Origin of the sequence: Escherichia sp. E4930 (assembly GCF_005845405.1) — a bacterium.
GTDB lineage: Bacteria > Pseudomonadota > Gammaproteobacteria > Enterobacterales > Enterobacteriaceae > Escherichia.
In genome coordinates this window covers 27,582-43,202 of the sequence record NZ_VCDZ01000019.1, presented here as the reverse complement: position 1 = coordinate 43,202, position 15,621 = coordinate 27,582, and the positions used below count along the sequence as shown (strand labels likewise).

At 50.6% G+C, this 15,621-nt stretch carries 15 protein-coding genes, 2 tRNA genes and 2 rRNA genes; 9 read left to right on the top strand and 10 right to left on the bottom strand.

From position 1 onward, the window contains the following. The 4 genes from FFT88_RS19625 to dkgB all read left to right on the top strand — a co-directional run. Positions 1–483, top strand: a 23S ribosomal RNA gene (locus FFT88_RS19625); the annotation flags it as partial. Positions 484–580: 97 nt separating this feature from the next. Continuing rightward, positions 581–696, top strand: a 5S ribosomal RNA gene (gene rrf, locus FFT88_RS19620). Between the two features lie 54 nt (positions 697–750). Further along, a tRNA-Asp gene (locus FFT88_RS19615) sits at positions 751–827 on the top strand. A gap of 161 nt (positions 828–988) precedes the next feature. Then, positions 989–1,792 (top strand): 2,5-didehydrogluconate reductase DkgB, encoded by an 804-nt coding sequence (dkgB, locus tag FFT88_RS19610; RefSeq protein WP_135403857.1) that lies wholly within the window; start codon positions 989–991, stop codon positions 1,790–1,792. Here dkgB and yafC read toward each other — a convergent pair. Beyond that, the gene (gene yafC / locus FFT88_RS19605; protein WP_021576977.1) at positions 1,789–2,703 is read right to left on the bottom strand and encodes a DNA-binding transcriptional regulator YafC; all 915 of its coding nucleotides are present in this window, start codon (positions 2,701–2,703) and stop codon (positions 1,789–1,791) included. The genes dkgB and yafC overlap by 4 nt on opposite strands. Positions 2,704–2,943: 240 nt before the next feature. Between yafC and FFT88_RS19600 the strand changes: the two genes are divergently transcribed. Beyond that, positions 2,944–3,744 carry an endonuclease/exonuclease/phosphatase family protein gene (locus FFT88_RS19600; RefSeq protein ID WP_089628352.1) on the top strand — a complete coding sequence of 267 codons (801 nt, stop codon included), beginning with the start codon at positions 2,944–2,946 and terminating at the stop codon, positions 3,742–3,744. A gap of 76 nt (positions 3,745–3,820) precedes the next feature. Next, positions 3,821–4,591 (top strand): class I SAM-dependent methyltransferase, encoded by a 771-nt coding sequence (locus FFT88_RS19595; protein WP_135403856.1) that lies wholly within the window; start codon positions 3,821–3,823, stop codon positions 4,589–4,591. A 47-nt stretch (positions 4,592–4,638) separates the two neighbouring features. On the opposite strand, the gene mltD is transcribed toward FFT88_RS19595, so the two are convergent. Together mltD and gloB are read right to left on the bottom strand one after the other, a co-directional pair. Continuing rightward, a complete protein-coding gene (gene mltD / locus FFT88_RS19590) occupies positions 4,639–5,997 on the bottom strand; it encodes a murein transglycosylase D (RefSeq protein WP_032320646.1) in 1,359 nt (452 codons plus the stop codon). Between the two features lie 71 nt (positions 5,998–6,068). After that, positions 6,069–6,824, bottom strand: a complete 756-nt coding sequence (gloB, locus tag FFT88_RS19585) for a hydroxyacylglutathione hydrolase (RefSeq protein ID WP_135403855.1) — start codon at positions 6,822–6,824, stop codon at positions 6,069–6,071. 33 nt (positions 6,825–6,857) lie between these two features. Between gloB and FFT88_RS19580 the strand changes: the two genes are divergently transcribed. After that, positions 6,858–7,580 (top strand): class I SAM-dependent methyltransferase, encoded by a 723-nt coding sequence (locus FFT88_RS19580; RefSeq protein WP_130224088.1) that lies wholly within the window; start codon positions 6,858–6,860, stop codon positions 7,578–7,580. On the opposite strand, the gene rnhA is transcribed toward FFT88_RS19580, so the two are convergent. Beyond that, complete coding sequence (rnhA, locus tag FFT88_RS19575) at positions 7,577–8,044, bottom strand: ribonuclease HI (protein ID WP_000917883.1); 468 nt, start codon at positions 8,042–8,044, stop codon at positions 7,577–7,579. The two genes, FFT88_RS19580 and rnhA, sit on opposite strands and share 4 nt — an antisense overlap. Positions 8,045–8,108: 64 nt before the next feature. Here rnhA and dnaQ point away from each other — a divergent pair, with 64 nt between their 5' ends. Together dnaQ and FFT88_RS19565 are read left to right on the top strand one after the other, a co-directional pair. Then, the gene (gene dnaQ, locus FFT88_RS19570) at positions 8,109–8,840 is read left to right on the top strand and encodes a DNA polymerase III subunit epsilon (RefSeq protein WP_135403854.1); all 732 of its coding nucleotides are present in this window, start codon (positions 8,109–8,111) and stop codon (positions 8,838–8,840) included. A 132-nt stretch (positions 8,841–8,972) separates the two neighbouring features. Next, a tRNA-Asp gene (locus FFT88_RS19565) sits at positions 8,973–9,049 on the top strand. 148 nt (positions 9,050–9,197) lie between these two features. On the opposite strand, the gene FFT88_RS19560 is transcribed toward FFT88_RS19565, so the two are convergent. The 6 genes from FFT88_RS19560 to tagK are packed head-to-tail and all read right to left on the bottom strand — an operon-like array spanning position 9,198 to position 15,371. Beyond that, positions 9,198–10,247: a type VI secretion system ImpA family N-terminal domain-containing protein gene (locus FFT88_RS19560; RefSeq protein WP_135403853.1), complete on the bottom strand. Its 1,050-nt coding sequence runs from the start codon at positions 10,245–10,247 to the stop codon at positions 9,198–9,200. Between the two features lie 10 nt (positions 10,248–10,257). Next, positions 10,258–11,253, bottom strand: a complete 996-nt coding sequence (tssG, locus tag FFT88_RS19555; protein ID WP_135403852.1) for a type VI secretion system baseplate subunit TssG — start codon at positions 11,251–11,253, stop codon at positions 10,258–10,260. Beyond that, a complete protein-coding gene (gene tssF / locus FFT88_RS19550) occupies positions 11,250–13,133 on the bottom strand; it encodes a type VI secretion system baseplate subunit TssF (protein ID WP_135403851.1) in 1,884 nt (627 codons plus the stop codon). The genes tssG and tssF overlap by 4 nt, the downstream gene beginning before the upstream one ends. Positions 13,134–13,148: 15 nt before the next feature. After that, entirely contained in the window at positions 13,149–13,643 is a 495-nt protein-coding gene (gene tssE / locus FFT88_RS19545; protein ID WP_130209743.1) for a type VI secretion system baseplate subunit TssE, read from the bottom strand. Beyond that, complete coding sequence (locus FFT88_RS19540; protein WP_130218518.1) at positions 13,640–14,470, bottom strand: type VI secretion system accessory protein TagJ; 831 nt, start codon at positions 14,468–14,470, stop codon at positions 13,640–13,642. Before FFT88_RS19540 ends, tssE begins: the two co-directional genes overlap by 4 nt. Beyond that, positions 14,457–15,371 carry a type VI secretion system-associated protein TagK gene (gene tagK, locus FFT88_RS19535; protein ID WP_130218516.1) on the bottom strand — a complete coding sequence of 305 codons (915 nt, stop codon included), beginning with the start codon at positions 15,369–15,371 and terminating at the stop codon, positions 14,457–14,459. Before tagK ends, FFT88_RS19540 begins: the two co-directional genes overlap by 14 nt. Between the last annotated feature and the right edge of the window lie 250 nt (positions 15,372–15,621).

Here is a 15,621-nt window from a genome sequence, read left to right as displayed (position 1 = left end):
CTCAACGGATAAAAGGTACTCCGGGGATAACAGGCTGATACCGCCCAAGAGTTCATATCGACGGCGGTGTTTGGCACCTCGATGTCGGCTCATCACATCCTGGGGCTGAAGTAGGTCCCAAGGGTATGGCTGTTCGCCATTTAAAGTGGTACGCGAGCTGGGTTTAGAACGTCGTGAGACAGTTCGGTCCCTATCTGCCGTGGGCGCTGGAGAACTGAGGGGGGCTGCTCCTAGTACGAGAGGACCGGAGTGGACGCATCACTGGTGTTCGGGTTGTCATGCCAATGGCACTGCCCGGTAGCTAAATGCGGAAGAGATAAGTGCTGAAAGCATCTAAGCACGAAACTTGCCCCGAGATGAGTTCTCCCTGAGACTTTAAGTCTCCTGAAGGAACGTTGAAGACGACGACGTTGATAGGCCGGGTGTGTAAGCGCAGCGATGCGTTGAGCTAACCGGTACTAATGAACCGTGAGGCTTAACCTTACAACGCCGAAGATGTTTTGGCGGAAGAGACATCGATAAGTAAGCTTGATAACAGATTAGATTAACCGGCGTAAGCGGGTTAATAAAACAGAATTTGCCTGGCGGCCGTAGCGCGGTGGTCCCACCTGACCCCATGCCGAACTCAGAAGTGAAACGCCGTAGCGCCGATGGTAGTGTGGGGTCTCCCCATGCGAGAGTAGGGAACTGCCAGGCATCAAATAAAGCAGTAAGCCGGTCATAAAACCGGTGGTTGTAAAAGAATTTGGTGGAGCGGTAGTTCAGTCGGTTAGAATACCTGCCTGTCACGCAGGGGGTCGCGGGTTCGAGTCCCGTCCGTTCCGCCACTTATTAAGAAGCCTCGAGTTATTGCTCGAGTTTTTTTTCGTCTGTATTTCTATTATTGCCAAAATCGCAAAAATCCTCTGCGTTTTACGCTCTTTTTCCGCAACAGTCTGAAGCCCATAATCACCTTAGTTAACGAAAATATCATTAAAAGAGGCATATTATGGCTATCCCTGCATTTGGTTTAGGTACTTTCCGTCTCAAAGACGACGTTGTTATTTCATCTGTGAAAACGGCGCTAGAACTTGGTTATCGCGCAATTGATACCGCACAAATCTATGATAACGAAGCTGCCGTAGGTCAGGCGATTGCAGAAAGTGGCGTGCCACGTCATGAACTCTACATCACCACTAAAATCTGGATTGAAAATCTCAGCAAAGACAAATTGATCCCGAGCCTGAAAGAAAGCCTGCAAAAATTGCGTACCGATTATGTTGATCTGACGCTAATCCACTGGCCGTCACCAAACGATGAAGTCTCTGTTGAAGAGTTTATGCAGGCGCTGCTGGAAGCCAAAAAACAAGGGCTGACGCGTGAGATCGGTATTTCCAACTTCACGATCCCATTGATGGAAAAAGCGATTGCTGCTGTTGGCGCTGAAAACATCGCCACCAACCAGATTGAACTCTCTCCTTATCTGCAAAACCGTAAAGTGGTTGATTGGGCCAAACAGCACGGCATTCATATCACTTCCTATATGACGCTGGCTTATGGTAAGGCACTGAAAGATGAGGTTATTGCTCGTATTGCAGCTAAACACAATGCGACCCCGGCACAAGTGATTCTGACGTGGGCGATGGGGGAAGGTTACTCCGTAATTCCTTCTTCTACTAAACGTGAAAACCTGGAGAGTAATCTTAAGGCACAAAATTTACAGCTTGATGCCGAAGATAAAAAAGCGATCGCCGCACTGGATTGCAACGACCGCCTGGTTAGCCCGGAAGGTCTGGCTCCTGAATGGGATTAAGTCTCTCTGACAGCTCCTCCGGGAGCTGTTTTTACATGCTCGCTAAGGAAATCGATAAAAGCCCGGATGCGCGTACTTACCGCACGGTCGCTGTAATAGACTGCACTGAATGGCATTTCAACTGGCAACACTTTATCTGCCATTAACTCCACCAATTCTCCGCGAGCGATTTCTCTGTCGATCATGTAGTCGGACAAACACGCAATCCCGTTGCCACTCAGGCAAAGCTGTTTCAGTGTTTCCCCACTATTGGATGACAAACCGTACTTCACCTCATGTAATTGTCCATCACTACAGGCTATCGGCCAGGTATTGAGGGAAGCGGGTTCAGTGAATCCAAGACAAACATGTTGCTTTAAATCGTCGATCGTTTCTGGCTTCCCGTAGCGGGAAATATAATCAGGGGAGGCGATAATTTTTCGATAACTGTTAAATAACGGCCTGGCACGTAAGCTGGAATCCGTTAACGTACCGGCGCGTATCGCGACATCTACTTTTCTTTCGATCAAATTAATAATCGTTTCGGAGGAGACTAGCGATAAAGTGACTTCCGGATAGCGTTCACGGAAAGGCTTAATCAACGGCATCAGAAAGTGCAGCACCACTGGCGTCGCGGCATCGATCCGTAACAGTCCACGCGGTGTATTACGCGTCTCCATAATTTCTGATTCTGCCGCAGCCATCTCCTGCAAAATTGACTGTACGCGACGAAAATAACGCTCGCCTTCTTCCGTCAGACTAAGTTGTCGCGTGGTCCGATTAAGCAGGCTAACGCCTAGTTTCATCTCCAGCTTTTTCACCGCCCGGCTTACCGCTGAGTTTGCTTGCCCTAATTGTTCCGCTGCCCGGCTAAAGCTGCCGCTTTCGACGACCGAAACAAAAATGGCGAGTTCTTCCGACGTGGCTTTCATTTTTGCTCCTGTTGCAAAATAGAAGAGATATTTTGAATTTATTTGTCATTAAACCATCAGGATGCGTGATATGTCATCCGATTAAATGTTCTCAATAATGAGCAAAATTCTGACCGGTGTAAGCACTTGCTTACATAACAATATACAATTGCTCGTTGAAAGAGTGAGCTAAAATCCCTATAACAGTAGAACCCTCCTGAATGCGGAAGGGGTGACGTAATCGAGGTTTCAAAGTCAAAAGTGCGAAAAAACACCTATGCCATGCGCTATGTTGCCGGACAACCTGCGGAAAGGATTTTACCGCCGGGGTCTTTTGCGAGCATTGGCCAGGCATTACCGCCCGGAGAACCGTTAAGTACCGAAGAGCGTATTCGGATCCTGGTGTGGAACATATACAAACAGCAACGTGCTGAATGGTTGTCGGTATTAAAGAACTACGGCAAAGATGCACATCTGGTTTTATTACAGGAAGCGCAAACAACGCCAGAGTTAGTACAGTTTGCGACTGCTAACTATCTTGCTGCCGATCAGGTACCCGCTTTCGTGCTGCCGCAGCATCCTTCCGGTGTCATGACCCTTTCGGCGGCGCATCCCATTTATTGCTGCCCGTTACGTGAACGTGAACCTATTTTACGTCTGGCGAAATCAGCGCTGGTGACGGTCTACCCATTACCTGATACCCGCCTGTTGATGGTCGTCAATATTCACGCCGTCAACTTTAGTCTGGGCGTAGATGTTTACAGTAAGCAGTTGCTTCCTATTGGCGATCAGATTGCCCATCACAGCGGCCCGGTCATTATGGCGGGAGATTTCAATGCCTGGAGCCGTAGAAGGATGAACGCGTTATATCGCTTTGCGCGGGAAATGTCGCTGCGCCAGGTGCGTTTTACCGATGATCAGCGCCGTCGGGCGTTTGGTCGCCCGCTCGATTTTGTTTTCTACCGTGGTCTGAACGTCAGCGAAGCTTCTGTACTGGTTACGCGCGCTTCCGATCACAATCCGCTACTCGTTGAATTCAGTCCCGGCAAGCCTGATAAATAAGGTATGTCAGGTCTGCCACAGGGCAGACCAACGTTTGGCGCTGCCCTTTATACTCAAACAACAAAAGGACAGCGCAATGACAACACAATCCCACCATGACCACGTAGAAAAGCAGTTTAGCTCGCAGGCCAGTGAGTATTTAACCAGTACCGTACATGCATCCGGGCGAGACTTACAGCACCTGGCGGTGCGTCTGGCTGATTATCCTGATGCAAGTGTACTTGATATGGGCTGCGGAGCAGGGCATGCCAGCTTTGTCGCTGCGCAAAACGTGAGCGCGGTAGTGGCGTATGACTTATCTGCCCAAATGCTGGATGTCGTGGCACAAGCTGCTGAAGCCCGGCACCTGAAAAATATCGCCACCCGCCAGGGATATGCCGAAAGTCTGCCATTTGCCGATAACGCATTTGATATTGTTATCAGCCGTTATTCTGCCCATCACTGGCATGATGTTGGTGCAGCACTACGTGAAGTGAATCGGATATTGAAACCCAGCGGTAGGCTGATTGTGATGGACGTAATGTCTCCGGGTCACCCAGTGCGCGACATCTGGTTACAGACGGTAGAAGCATTACGGGATACCTCTCACGTACGAAACTACGCCAGCGGTGAGTGGTTGAGGTTAATCAATGAAGCCAATCTGATAGTTGATAATTTAATTACAGATAAGTTACCGCTGGAATTTTCTTCATGGGTCGCGAGAATGCGTACGCCAGAAGCGTTAGTAGACGCTATTCGCATTTACCAACAGAGCGCATCGACAGAGGTGAGAACGTATTTTGCCTTGCAGAATGACGGCTCTTTCACCAGTGATATCATCATGGTAGAAGCACATAAAGCGGCATAAATAAAAAAGGCACCGGGGGAATCGGTGCCTTTTTATTATCTGGTTTGTCAGGAATCTGGCATGTTGTTGTTTTTCACAAACAACGTCAGCTTATCGCCTGGTTGCAGATTCGCAGTGTCGCTGTTCCAGCGCATCACATCTTTGATGTTCACGCCGTGGCGTTTAGCAATGCTTGAAAGCGAATCGCCTTTGCGCACACGATACGTAATGCTATCGCTGTTGTTTGCCAGCCGCTGTGCGCTACTACCTGCGCCAATCGTCAGACTTTGGCCTGGTTTCAGCTTAGATCCGCGCAGTTTATTCCACTGCTGCAAATCTTTGGTGCTTACGCCGAGACGTGAAGCGATACTTGAAAGCGTGTCGCCAGAACGAACGGTGTAAACACGACTGTTAAGCGGCGTATTGTCGGCAACCAGTGTCGACTGTACAGCAGCAATTTCGCCGGAAGCCAGAGATTCACGCAGTTGATCTGCATGCTTCTTTGGCACCATCACGTACTGCGGGCCACTTGCGCCCAGCGTGGAGCCTTTCACGCCAGCGTTGAATGTCTTCAGCTTGCTGACGGAAATTCCCGCCATATCTGCAACCTTCGCCATATCAACCGGGCTACTCAGGTGTACACGCGCCAGAGCACGGCTTTCATCGGTCGTCGGCAGACGTACGCCATAACGTTTGCTGTTTTTGAGAATATCACTCAATGCCAGCATTTTAGGCACGTACTGCTTCGTTTCCTGCGGCAACGGTAACGACCAAAAGTCCGTGGATTTCCCACGTGCTTTGTTCGTTTTAATTGCCTTCATGACCCGACCTTCGCCGCTATTATAAGCCGCTACGGTCAAAAGCCAGTCGCCGTCAAACATCTTGTTCAGACGTTGCATCATGTTCAGCGCGGCTGTCGTTGAAGCAACAACATCGCGACGCGCGTCATAATTGCGGGTCTGTTTCAAACCATAATTGCGCCCCGTGCTCGGAATGATCTGCCAGATGCCTGCGGCATTGGCGCCAGACGTCGCGTGAGGATCAAAAGCGCTCTCCACTATGGGTAGTAGTACCAGTTCCATAGGCATGTTACGTTTTTTAACTTGCCCGGCTATCCAGTACATATACGGCTCTGCCCGTAAAGTTACATCGTGGAGATAGCTCTTATTGCGTAAATATTTCTGTTTCTGTTCGCGAATCCGGTCATTTTCCGGAATTCCCATCTTTAGCTCGTCGCCAATGAAAGCCCACAAGTCACCATCTGGCGCGATAGACGTCCCATCGTCCATCCATCGTGCCTGACTTGTAAACTTTGCTGCTTCCCCTTGACCAGCTGCAGAAAGGCTCTGTGCGTGCTGTTGGACGTTACCGGTACTCTGGCAACCCACGAGCAGGACAGAGGCGAGTAATATCGCTTTTGCCTTCATGTGTGTGTCAATAGTTGCTTAAAAGACGACCGATCATAACGGCGAACGAAGCCGATGACAAGAAAGTTTTATCAGAATCTATCTTTCTTTGACCTTAACCAGGCAAAACGCTCATCAGGTTGTTGCAATAATGTTTCTTTATTAATTACATTAATTAAATCAATATCTTCTGTTCTTAAAAAAACATTAATTTTCCGCTCATTTTTGAGAGTAACGGGGAGTGTAATTTGATTTTTTGCCCGTAACTCAATAACTTTACGATAATAATCATTTATGGACAAATCGTGCGGAAGAATACTCAAGGCAAACTTCATATTTGATAAAGTATATTCATGAGCACAACATACCAGTGTATCGTCAGGTAGAGCACTTAATTTTTTAAGTGATTGATACATTTGAGAAGCTGTACCTTCAAATAATCGCCCGCAGCCACCAGAGAAAAGAGTATCACCGCAAAATAGATAAGGATTGCTGAAGTAACAGATGTGTCCTAAAGTGTGACCTGGTGTAGCAATTACACTAAATTCATGCCCCAAAACGAAGGCAGTATCACCATCTTTGACTACCTGCGTTGTTCCCTTATTTTGTGTCTCTTGTGGACCGTAGACCACAATTTGCGGAAACTTTTCCACCAGTTCTTTTACGCCGCCAACATGATCGTGGTGATGGTGGGTGAGAAATATGGCCTCCGGTTGCCAGTTATTGGCGGCAATGGCCTTTACTACCGGCTCCGCTTCTCCAGGATCGACAATCAGGCAACGGCCTGCTTCATCATTCAAAACCCAGATGTAATTGTCATCAAAGGCAGGAATACTGTTAAGATTCATATATTACCTCTCAGTGTGAAACGGAAGGTTGTGATGAAACCGGCAAGGAACCCTCAAACAGTCGTGGCTCCTGATTGCTGGGGCGATTTGCCCTGGGGAGAGCTTTATCGCAAGGCGCTGGAGCGCCAGCTCAACCCATGGTTCACAAAAATGTATGGTTTTCATCTGCTTAAGATTGGCAATTTAAGCGCAGAAATCAATTGCGAAGCGTGCGCGGTTTCTCATCAAGTGAATGTTTCTGCGCAAGGAATGCCCGTACAGGTGCAGGCGGACCCACTTCATCTTCCTTTTGCCGATAAATCCGTCGATGTTTGTTTACTGGCGCATACGTTGCCATGGTGCACCGATCCGCATCGTTTGTTGCGTGAAGCCGATCGGGTATTGATTGATGATGGCTGGCTGGTCATTAGTGGCTTCAATCCCATCAGTTTAATGGGATTACGTAAACTTGTGCCAGTCTTGCGAAAAACATCGCCTTATAACAGCCGGATGTTTACCCTAATGCGGCAACTGGACTGGCTCTCTTTGTTGAATTTTGAAGTGCTACACGCCAGCCGTTTCCACGTTCTCCCGTGGAATAAACATGGTGGAAAACTATTGAGCGCGCATATTCCTGCGCTTGGTTGCTTACAACTTATCGTTGCCCGGAAACGGACTATTCCTTTAACGCTCAACCCGATGAAACAGAGCAAAAACAAACCGCGAATTCGCCAGGCGGTCGGCGCCACCCGGCAATTTCGTAAACCACAGGCTTAAACTTCGACTTGGTAGCCCGTATCTTCCAGTGTGGGATTCATTGCCGCGGCACGAGCCAGTTCATCGCAACGTTCGTTTTCTGGATGACCTGCATGGCCTTTTACCCATTCCCATTTGATTTGATGCTGCCCCAACGCAGCATCAAGACGTTGCCAGAGATCGACATTTTTTACTGGTTTTTTGTCTGCTGTTTTCCAGCCACGTTTTTTCCAGTTATGGATCCACTGGGTGATCCCCTGGCGGACATACTGGCTGTCGGTACTCAGAATGACTTCACAGTGTTCTTTTAACGCTTCCAGCGCGACAATAGCGGCCATCAACTCCATACGGTTGTTGGTGGTGCGGGTGTAGCCAGCGCTAAAAGTTTTTTCGCGTCCACGATAGCGTAAAATAGCGCCGTAACCCCCAGGTCCTGGATTACCCAGACACGAACCATCGGTGAAAATTTCTACCTGTTTAAGCATCTCTGGTAGACTTCCTGTAATTGAATCGAACTGTAAAACGACAAGTCTGACATAAATGACCGCTATGAGCACTGCAATTACACGCCAGATCGTTCTCGATACCGAAACCACCGGTATGAACCAGATTGGCGCGCACTATGAAGGCCACAAGATCATTGAGATTGGTGCCGTTGAAGTGGTGAACCGTCGACTGACGGGCAATAACTTCCATGTTTATCTCAAACCCGATCGGCTGGTGGATCCGGAAGCCTTTGGCGTACATGGTATTGCCGATGAATTTTTGCTCGATAAGCCCACGTTTGCCGAAGTAGCCGATGAGTTCATGGACTATATCCGCGGCGCGGAGTTGGTGATCCATAACGCAGCGTTTGATATCGGCTTTATGGACTACGAGTTTTCGTTGCTTAAGCGCGATATTCCGAAGACCAATACCTTCTGTAAGGTCACCGATAGCCTTGCGGTGGCGAGGAAAATGTTTCCCGGTAAGCGCAACAGCCTCGATGCGTTATGTGCTCGCTACGAAATAGATAACAGTAAACGAACGCTGCACGGGGCATTACTCGATGCCCAGATCCTTGCGGAAGTTTATCTGGCGATGACCGGTGGTCAAACGTCGATGGCTTTTGCGATGGAAGGAGAGGCACAACAGCAGCAAGGTGAAGCAACAATTCAGCGCATTGTACGTCAGACAAGTAAGTTACGCGTTGTTTTTGCGACAGATGAAGAGCTTGCAGCACATGAAGCCCGTCTCGATCTGGTGCAGAAGAAGGGCGGAAGCTGCCTCTGGCGGGCATAAATACCTGTGAAAGGCGCTAAAAATAGCGACTTGGGCGATTTTTGCAGCAAACGATTCAAAAGATGAGAAAAATCGTTGACGAAGGCTGAGGCAATCCGTAATATTCGCCTCGTTCCCAAAGGAACACAACACGGAGCGGTAGTTCAGTCGGTTAGAATACCTGCCTGTCACGCAGGGGGTCGCGGGTTCGAGTCCCGTCCGTTCCGCCAATATTCAGAAAGCCTGAGTCAGTAATGATTCAGGCTTTCGTCGTTTTTGCCTTCAGGAGAGTTTGTCACCCCTGAAGGCAAATAGATATAATCTAAAAAACTGTCACATCATATAATGACCAGCTATTATAAATTCTGGCCATTTCTGTTATTCCAACGCATCCCATTTCTCCAGTAATTCTGCTGGAATTTCATTTATTACTTCCGAGAAGCGTTTTCCGACCAGACGCTCTGCCTGACGCAACAAGGGAATAGTCGGACTGCTCGGCTCACTATACTCAAACCAGCGACGTATAACTCTCAAACGTTCCAGTGCATCGTTCCGGTCGCTGATTTGCCTTTGTTCTGCGCAGACCTTTCCGGTCTTTTCAGCAGGTATATCTTCGAGTGGTGCAACATATTCTGCCTGTGTCGTTTCAGTATTATTGATGGAGACATGCTCCGGATGAATAACCAATGTTTCCTGTGATGGGATCTCTGGCGTGGTTGATTGCACCGCTCCCGGTAACAGGGTCAGCAGTTGCGTAAGCCGCGAAAAGTCCGGAGCATGGTCATTCAGCATTTTACGCGCATGGCGTTGCAGTCGCTCAGTGTTTTCAGCGGCCTGGCGAAAAGCGTCTAGCGGCAGTACACCGCGAGCTTCCAGATCGGCCAATTGCTGACGTACCGATTCCGGCGCCAGGGCATCCGCCGGGCGTGATGCAGACAACGAGCGTTCCACATCTCGTACCTGGAGGCGCAAAGCGGCATTATTTGACAGCGTAATGCCTCGTATATCCGCCATTACGCCTTCGTGGTCCAGCAACGCCGATAGTGCGTTGCTGCGCGCCACTGCCGCATCTTCGGCGGTGATATCTTCAGTTGCAAGCAGTTGCGGATGGATGGTATCCGGGTACAAGCTGCACAGCGTTTCGAGTTGCGTGAGTACCTCCGCCAGTCCTCTGGCTCCGGCCTGCTGGATACGGCAGCGCAGTAGAATCACCAGGATTCGAATATCTTTGCTTCGTGTTAGCAGGCGGCGAGCGTCTCGCTCGAGTTCTGCCCAGTTAATGGTTTCCGGCGTACTGACAAAATCGCCATATTGCGCTTCTTCACGCGGTGTAGCGCGGGTGAACAGCAGCAGGTATTCCGGATCATATTCCAGATCCGGGCCACAGGGGCGTTCAGCCGAAATAGGGTCTGACAGAGATGTATCCATTAAATTATCCTTAGTGCGCCAGATAGTGCTCAGGTTCGAAAATCATGCCTGTCACAGGATCGTCGTGCATGGCTTTTCCAGCCCAGGCGGTCCAGCCCAACTGATATGGGCCGCCGGTAACGGCAGGAGGAGCGGCGTGTGGTTTTAGCTGTAGCTCAATTTCCCAGCAGTATTCAAACCCGGTAAAGGCGCGAACCAGTTCCGTCAATACGGGCAGGTTATTGCCGCCAGGCAGGAAGCGTTGATAATCGGCCAGCGTCAGTGGGCCAATCACCAGTCTGAACTTATACTGCATGTCCGGTACGGCCTGACCGATGAGTGCGCCGTTGCCAATGATGGAAGAAAGGGCTGGTGTCCCCAGCCGGGTAATTTCATCATCTGCCACGGGTATCCAGTGCAGGACATATTCCTGTATCCGGAAAGGCACGCCGAAATAGTGCGCCAGCGTGGCAGCCAGCCCGTCTGGATTGCGTGATTCGCGCGCCAGATGAGCCGATGCCGCCAGGCGAACGTGATCCGGTAGCGGGCTGTCTACACTTTCTCGCAAATCTTGCCCGCTGAGGCTGGCGATATAAAAGGCAAATCGGTCATATTTCGGTTTATCCAGACCACCTCCAGCTGACTGGGCGCTGCGCCAGGCCTGATAAAACTGGGTCAGCCAGCGGTGATGAAAAAGGTCAGTAAAACAGGTCAGCGTCGGATCGCGGTAGCTTTCGGTCCGGTTACGCGCCAGTTCGGTGTAGTGCAGCGGCAGCGGGCCATTCGGCCCCCACAGCCCGAGGCTGTACAGACTGACGTGCAGGCGGCCTTCCTGCCAGCTTACGCTGGCGATTTCCCGTGGTGCAAAAGTCAGCGCAGGTGTTTGCCCGAGGCGGAATTTTTCCATTCGTGGCTGCCAGGCACTACCTGCAGGGACGGTACACAACTTTACATTCACGCGGCGCATCAGGTTCAGAAAACCGTAACGCCAGGGCATTCCCTGCGCCTGAGTGAAATCGCCGTTCATACACTTCCCCGCTGTCCGGCTCTGACCGGCCAGGTCATAATTTTGCCGCGCTGCATACTGTGCAGCGTCATCTGCGAGAAGGTATTAATGGAAACATGACGGGCGATATAGTGTTCCAGCACCAGGCCGAACAGATACGGACTGATGCCAGAAAAACCTTCCTCATCCACCGTCAGCTCACAACAGACGCCGCGACCATAGACCAGCAGCCCGGAACCCGGCAGACGGCGGGTGACCGGCGTTGTTTTGCAGCCAATCAGGCTGCGTACCTGTCGTGATTGTGGACTGTCATGCGCCGGAATAAACAGGTTAAGCAGGTCGCGTAGTGCTTGACCGCCGGTACGGTGATCCAGATCGGCCAACGGCAGATAATTAAAGGATAACTGGCGGATCAACCGCCAGGCCATTTCTCGTTCCGCCAGTGGATGCTGCGGCGGGCGAGGCGGACGAATAAGTCCCACGCCCGCCACCGGGATGGCCGCATCCACGGTCAGATCGTCCCAGCCATTGCGTGCAATAAGGCAGGGGAGATCGCGGTTGGTGACCATGGCCGTGATGGTGATATGGCGCAGATTTTCCGGGTACGGCGCTTCATATTGGTCAACCAGTGACAGGAACACTTCCGATCCCGTATAGGGGGTGCGGGTGCCGTAGCGGCGGGCGTTTTCCGACAACCGACGCGGCTCCCGACGCAGGGAAAAATAGCGCCCGTGGTTGCCTTCATCGTTATTGCGGGTGTGGTAGAGCGGGCGAAAGGTCATTTTCCGTGTAGTGTCGGTTTCCAGCCCTTCCACTTCCTGGACCGAGAACACCTCATAATCCAGTGGATGGGTCCTGTCCACCACAAGGTGCTGCTCTGTCGAGCTGTGGGTGACGTCGATTCGGGCGGTGACGCGGGGAAAAAGGTTAATAACCGGGGTGCAGAACAGGCAGAACTGTGACGCATTTGTCTGGTGGATCAGCCAGTCCGGCGGCAGGTGGTTTAGTAAGATCACAATCTCCGCCACGCCGCCGTTAATTTTCTGTAACCCGGCAGACAGACCTGCCGGGGTGAAAAAATAAAAGCGTTCCGGACATGCAAAATATTCATGCAGCAGGTTATGACCGTGAAATACGTTCCAGGCCAGTGGCAGCAGTCCCTGACCTGGTTCCAGCCCCTCGTAGGTAACTGGCTGTTTCAGATTTACATCCAGTACGCCGTCAAAATGACCCGGAACGCCTGCCAGTGTGGCAATGGAACTGGTATGCAGAAGTTCGAACAAGTGAGAGGCTGTGCGTTCCTCGCCGCAGAGATATAGCGGCAGCCTGTCCAGCCCGGCAAGTTGGCTAAACGTCAGTTCACCGAAGGTGCGCAGAGTAATACGCAGCGCACCGGCGACATGAATGTTGGTAGGTAGGTAGCGATGCAGAGCTGGCATATCCGGTGGAGCGGCGGTCAGGCGCACCTCTTCGATGGTGAGCGGCCACAGCGTCACATCCTGGCTGCTGCGAAACTGGCAGGCGGTACTTTCCCCTTCCGGAATGGCGGAAAAAAAAGCGGTGTCGCGTGGGACGGTGAATCCCTTTGCCAAATCGCCTTCTTCCGGATCGGGATGCAACTGTGCCATGCTCATTGAGGGCGTGGGAGTAACATAATTGGGGCTGACGACCTCCAGCAGGCGCTGGGTGAAACGCGGAAATTCAGCGTCAATTTTAAGCTGCGTACGGGCAGTCAGGAAGCTGAAGGCCTCAACCATCCGCTCCACATACGGATCGGCAATATCCGTTCCCTGCATTCCCAGCCGGGCGGCGACTTTGGGATGACGTGCGGCAAATTCGGCTCCCGTTTCACGCAGGTAGCTCAGTTCGCGGTTATAGTATTCCAGTAGCCGTGGATCCATCGGTCACCCTCTATATTAAAAAAACGTAATGCGGCTCTGTTCCATATCCAGCGCGCTGCGTACCCGGAATGCCGTCGGATACGGCTGCGTAAGGATTTCGCCACGAATTTCAAACTGTAATGTGTTATGGCCACTCTGGCGTTGTTCATCCTGTAGTGGAATTATTTGCAGGGTGGATGCTTTCAGCCGGGGTTCAAATCGAGTAATCGTGCGTAAAATAGCCCTGCGGATATCGTCCCACTTGTGTTCATACAGAAAGCTGCCTGCCAGTGGAGGCAGGCCGTAGTTCAGAACAGAAGCTGCCGCCTCTGGGTAGCGAGTGGCATCAATATCATCTTCATGACTGACGGTGTTGAGTAAAAATGATAAATCCCGGCGGATGATCTCCTTGAACTGGACTGAACTGACGCTGATATCGTGATCGCGCTTCTGCTGCGGGGCATCGTCACAAAGTCGATCAAACAATGTAGGCATCAGGTGGTTGCTTTGGCGCAAGCGAGAGGCGCTCATGCGTCACTGCTTTTGGGTGTATTAAAGGTACAAGAGGTCATATCCAGCAGGCTGATATCGCCGTGGCTGGTGAGCCACATTTTTTGTCCTAACGCCGTAACCAGAGTTTCTCCTGGCCCATCCTGCCAGGTGGTTTCCCGGCACAGACGCAAGGCGTCAGCAGCGCTTTCAGAACCACTGTAGCGAGGAAACAGCCAGGCGCTGTGTGTGTCGCCGTTGTGAAGTGTGATATTGACGGGTTTCCAGATTAGATCTGTCAGATTAGCCGGCAGGGGGGATTTCAGTGAACGAATTTGCGAAAATGGCAGCCAGATATACACGCCACCAGCGACCAGTTCCAGCACCGGGCCGGTACGCGAGTCACTGTCGCTTATCCAGTCGAATACGCCGCCATTCCACTGCCCGGTGGTGTCTGTTATAGCTTCAAGCGCGTGGCTGCGGTTGGCATCGGCTTCCTGCACTTCGCCGCGGGCGTTACAGGCGAGAGCAGCCAGTAAATCCTCCATCCAGGCGAGTGGTGGGAGAATAAAACCGGGACGCTGTTCGCCCTGAAAGCAGGAGTGACGGTATATTTCACAGCGGATCAGCTCGCCAAATACCTGTGCCTCGCGAGCATAATTTGCGTCCACTCGGGCGCACAGTTGAATTTGTTGCAGCGCCCGCGACCAGTCACCGATTGCGCACAATAACTGAAACAGGCTGTGCCGACGTGAAGCCTGTGCCGGGTGCATCTTTACCTGGTGTTCCGCCAGTTGAATGCCCTCCGCCACGGAATAGTCTCGCAGCAGCGCCGACAAGGTAGCCGGTAGCACGTTATTGTTTGTCATGAGTGATATCTCCGTGTTGTGCCGGGTTTATCCGGTAATGGCTGTCAATGCCGATGACACGGTGCTCTCGCTGCGTCAGATCGGGCAGAATGGCGTTATGCACTGCCTCCGGTTTGTATTCAGGAGAAAGCAGATGCAGGATATCAGGAGGAGTCTTTTTGGTAGGCCAGGTAGTTTCTCCTTCACCGGTGGCATCCAGTACATCGAGAATAGCGTCAATACTTAACCCGCCAGTGACCATATCCTGTAATGTATCGGCTTCAGTGACCAGATCACGCAATGAAGACAACTCCTGCGTGCCACCCTCTCCATTAAGGGGGAAAGGATCGGCATGACGATGAATATCTTGTTCAGGAGACAACAACGCCTGGCGGTATTCCTGATAAAGCAAGGTTAGTGGGGTATCTGAATCTGGGGTGCCTTCAGTAGCAACTGCGCCATGAACCGGAATAATATCGAACGGATTTTGCTGCTGCTGTTGTTGTTGTCGAAACCAGTCGAGATCGAGATATTCGGTTATTGTTTCAGGCGAAATGACAGGTTGCAGTGCCGTTTTTTTCTCGCATGGCTCAGGAGACATCGGATTGTCCCGGACTAGACACCAGGAAGATAACCCCCATTCAATCAGGTCCCCTTCATTCAGGCGCATACGGTGATGTGGCTCCACAATCAGGTCATTTACCGTGCAACAATATTCATCGGACAGATTGATTATCCACCATGCCTCTTCGTGGCGAGTCAGGCTGAGAGCAATCTTTGTATCCTCACCCACATCAAAAACAGGGCTCCATGGCGCTTTGACTGTGAAGATAATCTGTGTTCCTGCAGTGGCGTAAATGGTGCCATCGGTAACGCCGTGCCCCTGTATTTTTTGCAGTCCCCAGGTAATAATTTGTTTCATTACGTATCACTATATAGAGTGTTTTTTTAATAGAGTATTTATTTTTGTTTTTTAGATAAGTAACGCTGATTAATTTGCTTTATCAATATTAATTTTCTCGTAAATATATAATGGTGATTATTGTTGATATATATTCATGATATGAATTCAATTAACTTCTTGTATTGAAAATCATCATAAAAAAGATACTAACCGTTATATTACATTGCATTCTGTGATATGCATCATTGTTTCAATCTGAGATTTTGAT

Bases quoted from the DNA above. Each gene is read 5' to 3' on its own strand.
- dkgB (WP_135403857.1), top strand. From the start codon at position 989: ATGGCTATCCCTGCATTTGGTTTAGGTACTTTCCGTCTCAAAGACGAC.
- FFT88_RS19595 (WP_135403856.1), top strand. From the start codon at position 3,821: ATGACAACACAATCCCACCATGACCACGTAGAAAAGCAGTTTAGCTCG.
- tagK (WP_130218516.1), bottom strand. From the start codon at position 15,371: ATGAAACAAATTATTACCTGGGGACTGCAAAAAATACAGGGGCACGGC.
- yafC (WP_021576977.1), bottom strand. From the start codon at position 2,703: ATGAAAGCCACGTCGGAAGAACTCGCCATTTTTGTTTCGGTCGTCGAA.
- tssE (WP_130209743.1), bottom strand. From the start codon at position 13,643: ATGAGCGCCTCTCGCTTGCGCCAAAGCAACCACCTGATGCCTACATTG.
- mltD (WP_032320646.1), bottom strand. From the start codon at position 5,997: ATGAAGGCAAAAGCGATATTACTCGCCTCTGTCCTGCTCGTGGGTTGC.
- tssF (WP_135403851.1), bottom strand. From the start codon at position 13,133: ATGGATCCACGGCTACTGGAATACTATAACCGCGAACTGAGCTACCTG.
- tssG (WP_135403852.1), bottom strand. From the start codon at position 11,253: ATGAACGGCGATTTCACTCAGGCGCAGGGAATGCCCTGGCGTTACGGT.
- FFT88_RS19560 (WP_135403853.1), bottom strand. From the start codon at position 10,247: ATGGATACATCTCTGTCAGACCCTATTTCGGCTGAACGCCCCTGTGGC.
- rnhA (WP_000917883.1), bottom strand. From the start codon at position 8,044: ATGCTTAAACAGGTAGAAATTTTCACCGATGGTTCGTGTCTGGGTAAT.
- dnaQ (WP_135403854.1), top strand. From the start codon at position 8,109: ATGAGCACTGCAATTACACGCCAGATCGTTCTCGATACCGAAACCACC.
- FFT88_RS19580 (WP_130224088.1), top strand. From the start codon at position 6,858: ATGAAACCGGCAAGGAACCCTCAAACAGTCGTGGCTCCTGATTGCTGG.
- FFT88_RS19540 (WP_130218518.1), bottom strand. From the start codon at position 14,470: ATGACAAACAATAACGTGCTACCGGCTACCTTGTCGGCGCTGCTGCGA.
- gloB (WP_135403855.1), bottom strand. From the start codon at position 6,824: ATGAATCTTAACAGTATTCCTGCCTTTGATGACAATTACATCTGGGTT.